Below are 15,284 nucleotides of genomic sequence, written 5' to 3' on the forward strand. Positions count from 1 at the left end.
CTTAAGCTACCCTGCGCATGGGGATGCCGCGCTGCGCCGGCGCCCGGTTGGGCACCATGCCCAAGGCTTTCAGCGTTTCATCCGCGGATTTCCACTGGGTGCCGATCTGGTAAATGCGGCGGGCGTCGTCGCCGGTCGCGATGTCGCGATTGAGCTCGCGCGCAATGCGCACCATCTTCTCGATCTGCTGCACCGAGGTCGCGCGCTCCCCGTCCGGGCCGAACAGCGTGTCCTCGATGCCGACGCGCACGTGCAGGCCCAACGCGATGGCCATGGTGTTCATTGGCACCACGTTGCGACTCAGGGTTTCCAGGGTGAGCACGGCACCATCCGGCGTGCGCCTGACGAACTCGAGCATGTCGGCCGGATGCAAGCCGGCGGCACCGCCGCCGATGGCCACGTAGTTGAGGATCAACGGGCCCGTGTAAAGGCCCCGGCGGATCAGGCGCTGGACCGTCTCCAGGGAAGCAAGATGGCCCAGCATGAAATGCGGCTGGATGCCGTTGGCAACCAGCCGCCGGATGTGCTCCTCATGCCAGGACGGATTGGACGGGACGATCATGTCGCGGTAGGCGGCCCGGAGCGCCGGGCTGTTGAGCGAGGTGCCGGCGATGTCGGCCTCGGTCATCAACTCCATCACATTCATCTGGCTGGTGTTGATCGCGACCGTCACCTGGTCCGGACGGGGATCCAGTTCAGCCAGCATGTGGCGCGTGTCATCATTCATCCACCTGGCCGCCTGACCCTCGTCTTCCGGCGCGAAGGAAATCGAGCCGCCGACCTGCAGCACCATCCTGGGCACGGCTTCGCGCAGGCGGGCCAGCATCTCATTGAACATGGACAAGCGCTTGCTGCCCTTGCCGTCGGCCTCGCGCACATGCACGTGCAGCACGGTCGCGCCGGCGTTGTAGCAGTCGACCGCCTTCTGGATCTGCTGGTCCATCGTGACCGGGATATCGTCCGAATCGCCGGGGATCCACTGCGGCCCGTACGGCGCGACCTGGATCACGAGCTTTTCCTGGTTTTCGGGCAGCAGGGAGTCGTCTAGGAAGTGCATGACTTGTCGTCCTCGATGAGGTTCGTGGGTGAAGGGATTGGGGGGCGGAAGGGTACTCAGGCGGCAGCCTGGATGCTGGTCGTCCTGGCCTGCTCGGTGGCCGCCAGCTCCTCCAGAAGAATCGGTGCCCCCAGGCTGCTGGTATGGATGCCAAGCACGCTCACCGCCTGCAGCACGGCAGCAATCTCTGCCCGGGTGGCACCCAGTTCCAGCGCCTTGCGGATGTGACGGCGCGTGCCCGGTGCGTACATGTGGGTGCAGGAGGCGTCGACCGCGATGGCGATGAATTCGAGCACCTTCGGCTCCAGCACGCCCGACATCATCGTGTGCGCGCCCATTGCCATGAATTTCTCGGTCCAGGCGGGATCCAGTTCCGCAACGGGATCCCAGGCCGGATTCCAGTGACCGGTCGCGCGCAGGTGATCGCAGACCGGGGTAGCGGAACCGCTTGTCTTATCGCTCATTACTCGTCTCCTTGACGGTCTCGGATGGCGCGCGGCGTATGCGCGCCTCGTGTGTCTGGAGGCAAGTATCGAACACGGGCCGATTGCCGATTTGACATTCCGGGAGTTTGAATTTACATATTGGGTAGTACGGGAAAACCTTATGGCTTACTTAGTTCGCAGTGCCGCCCTGACCGACTACGTCAGGGTGGCGCGTTCCGTCGGGATTGATCCCTATCGCCACTTGCGTGATGCCGGCATTGACCGGTCTGCGTTACTGGCCCCGGACACCATGATTCCGGCCGAGGCGGTGGGGCGCCTGCTGGAAGCATCGGCCGAGGCCGCGGGCATCGAGGATCTTGGCCTGCGCATGGCGGAGACCCGCCAGCTCTCCAACCTTGGGCCGCTCGGTTTTGTGATGCAGGAGCAGCCCACGCTACGCAGGGCGCTCGAATCGGTGTCGCACTATCTGCGGCTGCAGAACGAAGCGCTCCATATGCGCATCGAGGAAGCGGAGGACGTTGTCATCCTCCGCGAGGACCTGCTTGGCGGCCACGCCGGCGCCAGGCGGCAGGCGATGCAACTGGTGCTGGGCGTCTTGCACAGGACGCTGGGCACGCTCCTTGGCGCCGCGTGGAGGCCTCGCGCCATCTGCTTCACGCATGCCGCTCCCGCCAGCCTTGCCGTGTACGCGCGGGTATTTGGGGCGCCGGTTCTGTTCAGGCAGGATTTTGATGGTCTTGTGTGCCAGGCGGCCGATCTTGAAATTGCGATCCCGGCCTACGATCCGGTCATGGCGCAGCAGGTGCGCCGGTACCTGGATGCGATGCTGGCTCAGTCCAGCGCGACCATGCCCGACAAGGTCAGGAAGCTCGTCATCACGCTACTTCCGTCGGGCACCTGTTCAGTGGATCGCGTGGCGCAGCATCTGGGCGTCGGCCGCAGGACCGTCTATAGCCGCCTCGCGCAGCACGGCGAAAGCTACCAGGCGATTGTCGACGGTGTGCGGGAGGACTTGGTGAAGCGGCATATCGATCGCGACGATCGGCCGCTGTCCGAAGTCGCGACGCTGCTTGGGTTTTCATCACTGAGCGCATTTTCCCGCTGGTTTGGGGGCCGCTTCGGATGTAGCGTTTCGAAGTGGCGGAGCAGAAGGGGTAACGCGTCCGCCGGACACCATGGTGGCGTCCCTGCCGTCCTGGCCCCCTCCGATCTTCCTGCCGATCCCGACGCCGTACGCGCCATCGCGCTGGAACAGAACCGGCTGGCGCGCGCGCTGTGGGAGCAGCTCGAGAGCCTGAAGCACCAGGTCGCGCAGCTTGACCGTGCGCAGCCGGGCGCCAGTTCCGAGCGCCTGCCGGGGCAGGCCGAACGCCTTGCAGCGCCGCTGGACCTGCCGCCACCGGTGGCATCCAAGGTTAAGGGGGCAAGACACACCCGCAAGATCCGACGATCCTGATCGCGAACGGGGAGGCTTGCCAGATGGATGGTGTGACTGGATTCGCCATCTTCATCAGTTCCCTAGTGTCCTGAGTCGGAAGTTCGTTGCGGAAATAAGTCTGTCGAGAAGGTGCGCGAGCCTAGGAGCGAAGCGCAGCAAGGCTGAAGCCTTGCGAGCATTCGCGACGACGGATCGTGCGGCTTATCGGCGGACTTATGCAACGAACTTGCGATTCAGGACACTAGCGCTGGTCCGCCAGCATCTGCCGCAACTGGTGCTTGAGCAGCTTGCCGCTGGCCGTCGTCGGGATCGAGGCCACGCGCAGGATCCGCTCGGGACGCTTGTACGGTGACAGGCGATCGACCAGGTAGTCGTGCAGCGCCGGCGCATCGAACTTCTCGCCATCCTTGATTTCGACAAAGGCGATCACTTCTTCGTTGCCGTCCGCGGTGGCCTGCCCGATGACCGCCGACACGCGCACGGACGGATGTGTGTTGATGACCGACTCGACTTCGATCGGATAGACGTTGAAGCCCGAGCGGATGATCAGGTCCTTGGTGCGGCCGACGATAAACAGCGCGCCGTCGGCGCCCAGCCGGCCGATATCGCCGGTATTGAGCCAGCCGCCGGGGCGCAGGGCCTCGGCGCTCAGCGCCGGCGCATGGTAGTAGCCGCGCATGACACCCGGGCCTCTGATCCATAGCTCGCCCGGTTCCCCCTGCGGCACGGGCTTGCCTTGCGGCCCGACCACCTGCAGTTCCGCGCCTTCGACAATCTCGCCCGCCGAGCAATCGGTGCGCGGCCGGTCCATGCGGGTCACGAACAGCGATCCCGCGTACTCGGTCATGCCGTAGCCATGGTGCAGCGGCTGGCCGAACATGGCCTCGACGTCGTGCTTGAGGGTCGGGTCAAGCGGGCCGCCGCCGGTGTAGAGATAGCGCAGCCGCGGCGACGGCACCAGCGGCATGCCGCTTGCCCGCACATGGGCGAGGATGCGGCTGAACATTGTCGGCACGCCCTGCAGCAGCGTGATCGCGCCGTGCCGGATTGCCGCGGTGACGTCGGCGGCATTGAAGCGGGCGCTCAGGTACAGGCTGGCGCCGGCCTGCAGGGTCGAGACCAGCAGCGTGCCCAGCCCGAAGATATGCGACATGGGCATCACCGCATAGGCGCAGTCGTCTGCCTGCATGCGGCGGGATTCCACCGTGACGCGCGCAAAGTGCAGCAGGCCCCGGTGGGTGACCATCACGCCCTTGGGCTGCCCGGTGGTGCCTGAGGTGTAGATCAGCGCGGCGACATCATGCGCCAGCGCTTCTGGCTCGCGCGCGCTGGCTTCGTCGACGGCGCCTGCCATCAGCGGGCCGAGGCCGGCCGGGGCAATTTCCCTGGCCCGGTAGCGCACGCCGTGCCGCAGGGCATCGGGCGACACAGCGTGGGTGAACAGCATCAGGCGCGGCTGGCAGTGGGCCCGGATCACCTCGATTTCCCGCTCCGACAGGCGCGCATTGACAACCACCGGCCACGCGCCCAGTTCCGACAAGGCGAAGACCAGCGTGATTACCGCCAGGCAGTTCTCTGCTGTGATCAGCACCCGGTCGCCGGTGCCGACCCCTTGCGATTGCAGGTAGCGCTGCGCATCCTCGATGCCCGCCCACAACTGCGCGTAGGTGGTGGTCCGGCCTTCCTCGAAGATGGCCGCGTGGCCGGGCGTGCGGGTGGCCCAGTGGCGTGGGATGTCGCTGATCCGTGGTGTGGTGTCTCGGTCCGTTGGCATCTCGCGGGACTCCTTGTGCTGGAAAAACCGTTCGGCAAGGCGGGGCACCAGCCCAACGGCGCCAGTGTATGTGTGCCCGGTGTACGGTGCAAACGGCAACTGGCAAAGACAGATTTCTTGCCAGCCGAAAGCTGTCTGGGGCCGCCTGGCGCCCTACACCACGTGCCTGGCGCGCAGTGCTTCCAGTTGCTGCGGGGTGAGTTTCAGGTAGTCGCGCAGCACTTCGTCGGTATGCTGGCCCAGGGCCGGCGGGGCATGGCGCAGCGTCGGGGGTGTCTCCGACAGGCGCAGCGGGCTGGCGGCGGTGACGACCTGGTTGACAGACTCGCCGGCGGGCGCCTGTGCTCCCGGATAGCGCTGCTGTTCGATGCGCAGGCCGCGGTGCTGCACCTGCGGGTCGGCGTAAGCCTGGGCGATGTTGTTGATGGGGCCGCAAGGCACGGAACTGGCTTCGAGCAGCGCGACCCAATCCGCCGTGGAGCGGGTGCGGGTGAGCTCCGTCATCATCGAGATCAGCGTCTTGCGGTTGTTCACGCGGCCGGTGTTGGTCGCATAGTGCTCGTCGCTCGCCCAGTCCACACCCGCGGCATCGCAGAAGCGCGCGAACTGCCCGTCGTTGCCGATCGCCAGCAGCATATTGCCGTCGGCCGTGGGGAAGTCCTGGTAGGGCACCACGCTCGGGTGGACGTTCCCCTGGCGCCTGGGAACATCGCCGGCGTTCAGGAAGCCCGCGCCCTGGTTGGCCAGCACCGCCATCGCCACATCCAGCAGGGCGATATCGATATGCTGGCCGCGCCCGGTGAAGTGGCGCGCTTCCAGCGCGCTCAGGATGGCGGTGGTGGCGTACATGCCGGTGAACAGGTCGATCACCGCGACGCCAACCTTCATCGGGCCACCGCCGGGCTCGCTGTCGGCGTGGCCGGTGATGCTCATCAGGCCGCTCATGGCCTGGATCAGCAGGTCGTAGCCGGGACGCGCCGCATAGGGACCGGTGTGGCCGAAGCCGGTGACCGAGCAATAGATCAGCCGCGGGTTGAGCGCGCTCAGGCTCTCATAGTCCAGCCCGTAGCGCCTGAGGCCGCCGGTCTTGAAGTTCTCCACCACCACGTCGCTCTGCCGGGCCAGTTCGCGGATCAGCTCCTGCCCCTCCGGCGTGGCCATGTCCACGGTGACCGAGCGCTTGTTGCGGTTGGCGGCGGTGAAATAGCAAGCTTGCCGGGTCGGCGCACCGGCCTCGTCCGGCAGGAACGGGGGCCCCCAGTGGCGCGTATCGTCGCCTTCGCCGGGCTTTTCGATCTTGATCACGTCGGCGCCCATGTCCGCCAGGTTCTGGGTCGACCATGGCCCGGCCAGCACGCGCGAGAGATCAAGCACGCGCAGGTGGCTCAGGGCGCCGGTGCGGGGGGAAGGGGACGGCAGGCCGGCAGCCGGCGTAGCGTGGGAGTCGGTCATGTCAGGGCAGGCAATTGCATCTTCAGGCACCGCGGGCTTCGCGGATCCTTGCGGGATTTCCTCGGGGTCGGGGGCGTCAGGCAGGAACCCGGTCCGGCATGACGCCCCTGAAGCTGGCTCAGTAGCGTTCAAAGACCGCGGCGATGCCCTGGCCGCCGCCGATGCACATGGTTTCCAGGCCGTAGCGGCCGCCGCGGCGCTGCAGTTCGTGCAGCAGCGTGGCCAGGATGCGCACGCCGGTGGCGCCGATCGGATGCCCCAGCGAGATGCCTGAGCCGTTGACGTTGAGCTTGTGCTCGATTGCGTCCTGGTCCTGCCATTCCCAGCCCTTGAGCACGGCCAGCACCTGGCAGGCGAAGGCCTCGTTCAGCTCGACCAGGTCCATCTGGTCCAGCGTCAGGTTCAGGCGCGCCAGCAGCTTCTTCACCGCCGGTACCGGGCCGATGCCCATGTGCGAGGGCTCGCAGCCGGCGGCCGCCCAGCCCACCAGCGAAGCCATCGGGGTGAGGCCCAGTTCGGCCAGCTTGTCCTCGGCCACGATCAGGCAGGCGGCCGACGCATCGTTCTGCTGGCTGGCGTTGCCGGCGGTGACGGTGCCGTTGGGCATCAGGGTGCGCAGCTTGCCCAGGCTTTCACGCGTGGTATCGGCGCGGAAGCCCTCGTCGCGCGCGAAGCGCACCGGATCGCCCTTGCGCTGGGGCACCTGCACGGGGACGATTTCGGCATCGAAGCGCCCGGCCTCCCAGGCCGCGGCGGCGCGCTGGTGGCTGCGCACGGAGAACGCGTCGGCCGCTTCGCGGCTGATGCCGTAGTCGCGCGCGAGGTTCTCGGCGGTTTCGATCATGCCGGAGATCTTGCCGAAGCGCTCGACCGGCTGCGAACGTTCACGGCCGCGGTCGAGGCGGTCGAAGAAGCGCACGTTGCCCGAGCGCGCGCCCCAGCGCATGTCGGTGGTGTAGTACTCGATATTGCTCATGCTCTCGACGCCGCCCGCGATCACCACGTCGGCCGCGCCGCTCTGCACCATCATCGATGCCGTGACGATGGCCTGCAGGCCGCCGCCGCAGCGGCGATCCAGCTGCATGCCGGGCACCTCGACCGGCAGGCCTGCCTGCAGCGCGGCCCAGCGGCCCACGCAGGGCACTTCGCTGTTGGCGTAGGACTGGGCAAAGACCACGTCGTCGATGCGCGCGGGGTCGATGCCGCTGCGCTCCACCACGGCGCGCACGGCGGTGGCGGCCAGCTCCTCCACGGGCACCGGGCGCAGGCTGCCGCCGAAGGTGCCGACGGGTGTGCGAAGGGGGGTGACGATTGCAGCTCTGCGCATGGAAGTCTCCTTGGAACGCTGTGTTGGGATGAGCAAATAGGTCAGTCGGTCGACGCGTGCCCGGGCAGGGCGACGAAGGCCGCGCCGCACTGGCGCAGCAGGGCGTGGGCCTGGCGCTCCAGGCCCTCGCGGTGTTCGGGGGCGGCAATGTCCAGCATGCGGCGCACACGCTGCGACAGCGTCTGGCCGCGCAGGTCGGCCACGCCGTGTTCGGTGACGATCAGGCCCGCGTCCGCGCGTGGCGTGCTGACCGGGCCGGACAACTGCGCCACGATGCGGCTCGCGCCCCTGGCGGTTGCCGGCAGCGCCACGATGGGCAGGCCGCCGCGGCTGCGCGCGGCGCCGCGCAGGAAGTCCACCGCGCCGCCGACGGCGCCGACATAGACGCCGGCGGCGACTTCGGCATTCACCTGGCCGGTCAGGTCGACTTCGATGGCGGAATTGATGGCGGTCAGCTTGTCGACACTGGCGAGCACTTCGGGGTGATGGGTATAGGCGGTCTCGCGCAACTGCAGCTGCGGATTGCAGTGGGCCCAGCGCCGCAGCCGCTCGCTGCCCATCAGGATGCCGGCAATGCCGACCCCCGCGTCGATGCTCTTGCGTGCGTTGGTCAGCACACCGGCCTCGGCCAGCGCCGCAATGCCGTCGCCGACCGCGCCGCTGTGCAGCCCCAGGTCACGGCGATCGTGCAGCGCCGCCACCACGGCCTCGGGCAGGTTGCCGATCCCCATCTGCAGGGTCGCGCCATCCTCCACCCAGCCGGCAATGTGGCGGGCAATGGCCAGTTCGGCCGGGCCCGGCGCACTGCGCTCCAGGCTGACTGGCGGGTGCAGCGCCTCGACCTGCAGGTCGATCTCGTCCGCGGTGAGGTAGCGGCTGCCGTGGGTCCACGGCACCTCCGGGTTCACTTCGGCGATGATGACGCGGGCGCGGTCCAGCGCGGCGGGGATGTACTCGTGCACCAGGCCCAGGCTGTGGCGCCCCTGTTCGTCGGCGGGCGATACCTGCACCAGCACCACGTCCGCGCGCAGCGTGCCCTGGCGGATCATCCCCGGCAGGTGCGAATAGTGGCTGGGCACGATGTCCAGCACGCCGGCTCTGGCCAGTTGCCGGTGCGGGCCGCTGGCGGCGTAGCCGAAGAAGTCGATGACGTCGGCCTGGGCCGGCTGCAATGTGTCGGACTGGCCGATGCCGACAAAGACCCTGAGCCGTCCGCCCCGGGCGATGGCGTGGCGGTGTTCCACCAGCGCGCGCGTCAGCGTCAGCGGCTCGGCGGTGGCCTGGCCCCACCAGAGGTGGTCACCGGGGCGGATCAGGGTTTGCAGTCGGGAGGCCAGGTTGTGCATGTCCACGGGGCAATGGTCGGTCGGCTGTCAGGCGGCATGCGCCGGATAGCCCAGAGCATGTCGCCAAAGCGGGCTTCGCGCTATTTGACAATGCCAAGGGCGGACTTTGGCGATTGCGAAAGGTGCTGCCGGCCACAATCCGCCGGGACTTAACGCCAGTGGAAGGCGCGCTTTCGGAATGGCTGATTGTCCAACTGGCCGAACCCCGCGACCATTGCGGCTATCACAAGGAGGCGGCCGTCCGCCTGAGGCTGAACGAAAGACAAGCGCCATGATCGAACAGACCCAATCGAACAACTTCCACGAAATCCGCGATGCCATCCGTTCGCTTTGCGCGGAGTTTCCCGACGAGTACTTCCGCAAGGTGGATGAGCAGCGCGCCTATCCCGAGGCCTTCGTCAATGCGCTGACCGATGCCGGCTGGCTCGCGGCGCTGATCCCGCAGGAATACGGCGGCTCCGGCCTGGGCCTGACCGAGGCCTCGGTCATCATGGAAGAGATCAACCGCTGCGGCGGCAACTCCGGCGCCTGCCACGGCCAGATGTACAACATGGGCACGCTGCTGCGGCACGGGTCCGCGGCCCAGAAGGAAAAATACCTGCCGAAGATTGCCTCCGGGCAATGGCGCCTGCAGTCCATGGGCGTCACCGAGCCCACCACGGGCACCGACACCACCAGGATCAAGACCTCGGCGGTCAAGAAGGACGGCCGCTACGTCGTCAACGGCCAGAAGGTCTGGATCAGCCGTGTCCAGCACAGCGACTTCATGATCCTGCTGGCGCGCACCACGCCGCTGGCCGAGGTGAAGAAGAAGAGCGAGGGGATGTCCATCTTCATGGTGGACCTGCATGAGGCGCAGAAGAAGGGCCTGACCGTGCGTCCCATCCCCAACATGGTCAACCACGAGACCAATGAGCTGTTCTTCGAGGACCTGGAAATCCCCGAGGAAAACCTGATCGGCGAGGAAGGCAAGGGCTTCAAGTACATCCTCGACGGCCTGAACGCCGAGCGCACCCTGATCGCGGCCGAATGCATCGGCGACGGCTACTGGTTCATGGACCGCGTCACCAAGTACGTCAAGGAACGCGAGGTCTTCGGCCGCCCCATCGGCCAGAACCAGGGCGTGCAGTTCCCGATCGCCGAGTCCTTTATCGAGCTGGAAGCGGCCAACCTGATGCGCTGGAAGGCCTGCGAGCTGTTCGACAAGCATGAGCCCATGGGCGCCCAGGCCAATATGGCCAAGTACCTGGCCGCCAAGGCCAGCTGGGAGGCCGGCAATGCCTGCCTGCAGTTCCACGGCGGCTTCGGTTTCGCCTGCGAATACGACGTCGAGCGCAAGTTCCGCGAGACGCGCCTGTACCAGGTGGCGCCGATCTCCACCAACCTGATCTACTCCTTCGTCGCGGAACACGTGCTGGGCCTGCCGCGGTCGTTCTGAGTCACGTCGGATTGCGTGCCTGGCGCATGCGCCAGGCGCGCGCCGGCCACCTCCCGCCAGCCGGACCATGCGCCATGGGCAACACCCTGCCCGGGCCTGCATGGTGCACTAGCGCATGGCGCCGGTCTCGGTGCGGCCTGCATAGTCCGCGCCCACGGCAGCGCGCCGCAGGCAATCCAGCATCGCCGCCACCGCCGCGCGCGACTCGCCATCCTCACGCCAGTACATCGACACCGAACCGAACCCCGCCAGCCGCAGCGGCACGATGCGCAGCGCGCCCAGCTCTTCCAGCCGGCGCGCGGTGCGGTGCGAGGCCAGGCCGATCATGTCGCTGTTATTGAACAAGGTCAGGTTCAGCACCGTGGAATTGCTTTCCACGCAGTCCGCGGGCAGCGCACGTTCGGCGCTGGCCAGCGCGCCCTCCAGCGCATTGCGGATCGGCGTGCCGCGCGGCCAGACCACCCAGCGGTAGCGATACAGGTCATCCCAGCCGATGCCGGCGCCCTGCAGCAGCGGATGGCGGGGCCGGGCGACGAAATGGATCGGCTCCATGTAGAGCGATTCCGTACGCATCTGCGCGTCCTGCAGCTCAGGGGCCGAGCGGCCCACCACGATATCCAGTTCGCTGTGTGCCAGCTGGCTCATCAGCCGGTCCATGGTGGTTTCCACCAGCCGCACGCTGGCGCGGGGCATCTGCTGCAGCAGGTTCAACGCAGCCAGGGGCACGGTATCCGCCGCCGACGCGCCCGAGGTTCCCACCACCACGAGCCCGCTGCCGCCGTCGCGCATGGCCTGCAGGTCGTCGCGCGCGGTATCCAGCTGGGCCTCGATCCGGCGTGCGTGCTCGATCAGCGACTCGCCATAGGGCGTCGGGCGCAGGCCGCGCGCCTGGCGCTCGAACAGCGGCAGTCCGATGTCGTCCTCGAGGTCTTTCAGCCACTTGGAGAGCCCGGGCTGGGTCGTATTCAGCAGTGCGGCCGACTGGCTCATGTTCCCGGTCTCGGCCAGGCTCAGCAGCATCTGCAGGTTGCGCAGCCGCAGTCTCTGGGTCCAGTCCATTGAAGTCTACCTATATAAAAAATCGTATCGATAAGATGAAATCTTCATTTCCTATCTTATAGGGCGGGGGCGTATAACGACAACATCAGCGGTGCAAACACCGCGACACCGTCAAAAAGTTACGGAGACAGCATGTCGGAACACGCACCTCAACAGGCAACGGACGCGGCCCGCGCGGCTTATTACGAACAGATCGGCCGCAGCCACATGACCCCGTTGTGGGAGTCGCTGCACGCGCTGGTGCCGCCGCAACCGCGGCCGCAGATCGTTCCCGCCATCTGGAAGTACGAGCAGCTCCGTCCGCTGGTGATGCAGGCCGGCAGCGTCATCAGCGCCGAGGAAGCGGTGCGCCGCGTGCTGGTGCTGGAAAACCCGGGCATTCCCGGCAAGTCCAGCATCACCTCCACGCTCTATGCGGGCCTGCAGCTGATCCTGCCGGGCGAGATTGCCCCCAGCCACCGCCATACCCAGTCGGCGCTGCGCTTTATCGTGGAAGGCAAGGGCGCCTGGACCGCGGTCAATGGCGAGCGCACCACCATGCACCCCGGCGATTTCATCATCACGCCGTCGTGGACCTGGCATGACCACGGCAACCCCAGCGTCGAAGACGGCGGCGAGCCGGTGGTGTGGCTGGACGGACTGGACATTCCGCTGGTGCAGCAGTTCGACGCCGGGTTTGCCGAGAACTACCCCGAATCCCAGCAGCCGGTGACCCGTGCCGAGGGCGACAGCTTTGCGCGCTTCGGCCACAACATGGTGCCGGTGCGGCACCGCGTGACCGATCCCACCTCGCCGATCTTCAGCTATCCATACGCACGCTCGCGCGAGGCGCTGGACCAGCTATATCGCAACGGCGAGCTTGACCCCTGGGACGGTGTCAAGCTGCGCTACGTCAACCCGGCCACCGGCGGCTGGCCGATGCCGACCATCGCCACCTTCATGCAGTACCTGCCGGCGGGCTTCCAGGGCAAGACCTACCGCAGCACCGACGCCACTGTGTACAGCGTGGTGGAAGGGCGCGGCACGGTACGCATCGGCGATGCGCAGTTCCAGTTCGAGCCGCGCGATGTGTTCGTGGCACCGTCGTGGGCGCCGGTGCAGCTCGGTGCGCTGGAAGACGCCGTGCTGTTCAGCTATTCCGACCGGCCGGTGTTGTCGGCCCTGAACCTGCTGCGTGAATCGCGCACCTGAGCGCCCCCCGATCCTGATCCGACCCGCCGCGCGCGGTGCTCACCGCACCGCCGGGCCTTGCTTACCTGACAGTTTCCTGGAAGCCATCACCATGTCCTACGTCTTTACGCCCCCAGCTACCGTTGCCATTCCCGTTGCAGGCAGCGATGAACAGTTCGCCGTGCGCCGCGTCTACTGCGTGGGCCGCAACTACGCCGCCCACGCCCGCGAGATGGGCTTCGACCCTGACCGCGAGCCGCCGTTCTTCTTCTGCAAGCCGGCGGATGCGATCGTCCCCGTGCAGGCCGGCACCACGCTGGAACTGCCGTACCCGGCGCAGACGCAGAACTACCACTACGAGGCCGAGCTGGTGGCCGTGATCGGCAAGGCCGGTTCGGATATCCCGGTCGAACAGGCGCTCGACCACGTGTGGGGCTATGCCGTCGGACTCGACATGACGCGCCGCGACCTGCAGATGAAGATGCGCGAGATGGGCCGCCCCTGGGAAATCGGCAAGGCCTTCGACGCCTCGGCCCCGGTGGCGCCAATCCACCGCGCCAGCGACATCGGGCACCCGCAGCAGGCCGGCCTCTGGCTGACGGTCAACGGTGAAACGAAGCAGCGCAGCGATGTGTCGCACCTGATCTGGTCGGTGGCCGAGACCGTGGCCTACCTGTCGCAGTTCTTCCGCCTGGAGCCGGGCGACGTGATCTTCACCGGCACGCCCGAAGGGGTGGGCGCGGTCAAGGCCGGCGACACCATGGTCACCGGCGTCGACGGACTGGGCGAACTGACCGTGCGCGTGGTCTGAGCGCGCGCAGCGCAGCACACAGGCAATACCGATCATGCAGCTCTATAGCTTCTTCAACAGCTCCACGTCGTACCGGGTGCGCATCGCGCTGGCCCTGAAGGGCCTGCCGTACGACTACCTGCCCGTCAATATCCGCACCGGCCAGCACCGTGAGGCGGAATATGTGCAGGGCATCAACCCGTCCGCCTCGGTGCCAGCGCTGGTGGACGGCAGTTTCACGCTGGGCCAGTCGTTCGCGATCCTCGACTACCTGGACACGCGCCACCCCGAGCCGCGCCTGATCCCGCAAGACCCGGTGCAGCGTGCGCGGGTGCTGGAGCTGGCCACGCTGATTGGCTGCGACATCCACCCGGTCAACAACCTGCGCGTGCTGCGCTACCTGCAGGACGTGCTGCAAGTCACGCCCGCGCAGAAGGACGCGTGGTACCGCCACTGGATCGAAGAAGGCATGGCCGGCGTGGAACGCCTGCTGGCGCTGCATGGGCATGGCAGGTGGTGTTTTGGCGATGCGCCGACGCTGGCCGACGTGGCGTTGGTGCCGCAAGTGGCCAACGCCCTGCGCATGGGCTGCGACCTCAGCCCGTACCCGCGTGCCATGGCGGCTTATGCCCACGCCAGCGAGCACCCGGCCTTTGCCGAAGCCGCGCCCGCGCGCCAGCCCGATTACACCGCCTGACGCCAGCGCGCAGGCCAGGAGACAAGCATGAACCATTCCAACAACGCGACCGGCAAGGTCCTGATCATCGGTGGCGGCATCGGCGGCCTGGCGGCGGCGCTGGCGCTGGCACGCCAGGGCATCCGCATCGAACTGCTGGAGCAGGCCGAGCAGATCGGCGAGATCGGCGCCGGCATCCAGCTGGCCGCCAACGCCTTCGCCGCGCTGGACGCGTTGGGCGTTGGCGAGGCCGCGCGCAGCCGCGCGGTCTTCACCGACTACCTCAGCCTGCGCGATGCGATCGACACGCAGGTGATCGCGGAGGTCGATGTCGGGCAAGCGTATCGCGAGCGCTTCGGCAACCCCTATGCGGTGATCCATCGCGCCGATATCCACCTGTCGATCCTGGAAGCGGTGCAGGACCATCCGCTGATCACCTTCCGCACCAGCACGCGCGTGGAGCAGCTGCTGCAGGACGAGCACGGCGTGACCGTGATCGACCAGCATGGCGAGCAGCACCGCGGCGACGCCGTGATCGGCTGCGACGGCGTCAAGTCCGCGATCCGCCAGGCGCTGATCGGTGACGAGCCTCGCGTGACCGGCCATGTGGTGTATCGCGCCGTGGTCGATGTCGACAACATGCCACCAGACTTGCAGGTCAACGCCCCGGTGGTCTGGGCCGGCCCGCACTGCCACCTGGTGCACTACCCGCTGCGCGGCGGCCAGCAGTACAACCTGGTGGTGACCTTCCACAGCCGCGAAGCGGAAACCTGGGGCGTGCGCGAGGGCAGCAAGGAAGAGGTGCTGTCGTACTTTGAAGGCATCCATCCGCTGCCGCACCAGATGCTGGACCGTCCCACCTCCTGGAAGCGCTGGGCCACCGCCGACCGCGACCCGGTCGAGCGCTGGAGCTTCGGCCGCGCCACCATCCTGGGCGATGCCGCGCATCCGATGACGCAGTACGTGGCGCAGGGCGCCTGCCAGGCGCTGGAAGACGCGGTCACGCTCGGTGCCGCGGTGAAGGCGGCGGATGGTGACTATGCCGCGGCTTTCAGGCTGTACGAGCAAGCCCGCATCCCGCGCACCGCGCGCGTGCTCTACGCCGCGCGCGACATGGGCCGGGTCTATCACGCCAAGGGCGTCGACCGGCTGGTGCGCAACAGCCTGTGGACCGGACGCACTCAGGCGCAGTTCTACGACGCACTGCAATGGCTGCATGGCTGGCGTGCCGACAAGTGCCTGAGCCCCACGCCGTGGCTGTAAGCCGCTGAGCGCGAGTTTTTCCCCGCAAAAACCTGATAGCGAGCTGGC

Annotated in this window: 13 protein-coding genes; 6 read left to right on the forward strand and 7 right to left on the reverse strand. The window is 67.2% G+C overall.

Annotated features, from left to right (window positions below):
- Position 1 precedes the first annotated feature (1 nt).
- On the reverse strand, positions 2-1,057 hold the full coding sequence (locus ACZ5MJ_RS30280; RefSeq protein WP_464224704.1) for a beta-keto acid cleavage family enzyme: 1,056 nt from the start codon (positions 1,055-1,057) through the stop codon (positions 2-4).
- 56 nt (positions 1,058-1,113) lie between these two features.
- Positions 1,114-1,521 carry a carboxymuconolactone decarboxylase family protein gene (locus ACZ5MJ_RS30285; protein ID WP_464224705.1) on the reverse strand — a complete coding sequence of 136 codons (408 nt, stop codon included), beginning with the start codon at positions 1,519-1,521 and terminating at the stop codon, positions 1,114-1,116.
- Positions 1,522-1,570: 49 nt separating this feature from the next.
- Between ACZ5MJ_RS30285 and ACZ5MJ_RS30290 the strand changes: the two genes are divergently transcribed.
- Complete coding sequence (locus ACZ5MJ_RS30290) at positions 1,571-2,959, forward strand: AraC family transcriptional regulator (RefSeq protein WP_464224706.1); 1,389 nt, start codon at positions 1,571-1,573, stop codon at positions 2,957-2,959.
- Between the two features lie 223 nt (positions 2,960-3,182).
- Here the strand turns inward: ACZ5MJ_RS30290 and ACZ5MJ_RS30295 are convergent, their stop codons facing one another.
- The 4 genes from ACZ5MJ_RS30295 to ACZ5MJ_RS30310 form a co-directional block, all read right to left on the reverse strand.
- On the reverse strand, positions 3,183-4,715 hold the full coding sequence (locus ACZ5MJ_RS30295; RefSeq protein WP_464224707.1) for a class I adenylate-forming enzyme family protein: 1,533 nt from the start codon (positions 4,713-4,715) through the stop codon (positions 3,183-3,185).
- A gap of 153 nt (positions 4,716-4,868) precedes the next feature.
- Positions 4,869-6,167 (reverse strand): CaiB/BaiF CoA transferase family protein, encoded by a 1,299-nt coding sequence (locus ACZ5MJ_RS30300; RefSeq protein ID WP_464224708.1) that lies wholly within the window; start codon positions 6,165-6,167, stop codon positions 4,869-4,871.
- Between the two features lie 118 nt (positions 6,168-6,285).
- Positions 6,286-7,494, reverse strand: coding sequence for an acetyl-CoA C-acetyltransferase (locus ACZ5MJ_RS30305; RefSeq protein WP_464224709.1), 1,209 nt, complete (start codon positions 7,492-7,494; stop codon positions 6,286-6,288).
- 41 nt (positions 7,495-7,535) lie between these two features.
- Positions 7,536-8,840: an acetyl-CoA hydrolase/transferase family protein gene (locus ACZ5MJ_RS30310; protein WP_464226650.1), complete on the reverse strand. Its 1,305-nt coding sequence runs from the start codon at positions 8,838-8,840 to the stop codon at positions 7,536-7,538.
- A gap of 271 nt (positions 8,841-9,111) precedes the next feature.
- On the opposite strand from ACZ5MJ_RS30310, the gene ACZ5MJ_RS30315 reads away from it, so the two are divergent.
- Positions 9,112-10,278: an acyl-CoA dehydrogenase family protein gene (locus tag ACZ5MJ_RS30315; RefSeq protein ID WP_464224710.1), complete on the forward strand. Its 1,167-nt coding sequence runs from the start codon at positions 9,112-9,114 to the stop codon at positions 10,276-10,278.
- Positions 10,279-10,386: 108 nt separating this feature from the next.
- Here the strand turns inward: ACZ5MJ_RS30315 and ACZ5MJ_RS30320 are convergent, their stop codons facing one another.
- Positions 10,387-11,337 (reverse strand): LysR family transcriptional regulator, encoded by a 951-nt coding sequence (locus tag ACZ5MJ_RS30320; protein WP_464224711.1) that lies wholly within the window; start codon positions 11,335-11,337, stop codon positions 10,387-10,389.
- A 207-nt stretch (positions 11,338-11,544) separates the two neighbouring features.
- On the opposite strand from ACZ5MJ_RS30320, the gene gtdA reads away from it, so the two are divergent.
- The 4 genes from gtdA to ACZ5MJ_RS30340 all read left to right on the forward strand — a co-directional run bounded on the left by gtdA (position 11,545) and on the right by ACZ5MJ_RS30340 (position 15,236).
- Positions 11,545-12,528, forward strand: a complete 984-nt coding sequence (gene gtdA, locus ACZ5MJ_RS30325) for a gentisate 1,2-dioxygenase (RefSeq protein WP_464226651.1) — start codon at positions 11,545-11,547, stop codon at positions 12,526-12,528.
- A gap of 91 nt (positions 12,529-12,619) precedes the next feature.
- Positions 12,620-13,318 (forward strand): fumarylacetoacetate hydrolase family protein, encoded by a 699-nt coding sequence (locus ACZ5MJ_RS30330; RefSeq protein ID WP_464224713.1) that lies wholly within the window; start codon positions 12,620-12,622, stop codon positions 13,316-13,318.
- Between the two features lie 34 nt (positions 13,319-13,352).
- Complete coding sequence (gene maiA / locus ACZ5MJ_RS30335) at positions 13,353-13,994, forward strand: maleylacetoacetate isomerase (RefSeq protein WP_464224714.1); 642 nt, start codon at positions 13,353-13,355, stop codon at positions 13,992-13,994.
- A gap of 27 nt (positions 13,995-14,021) precedes the next feature.
- On the forward strand, positions 14,022-15,236 hold the full coding sequence (locus ACZ5MJ_RS30340; RefSeq protein ID WP_464224715.1) for a 3-hydroxybenzoate 6-monooxygenase: 1,215 nt from the start codon (positions 14,022-14,024) through the stop codon (positions 15,234-15,236).
- The last annotated feature ends 48 nt before the right edge of the window (positions 15,237-15,284 follow it).

It is taken from the genome of Cupriavidus sp. LA-1 (assembly GCF_055385985.1).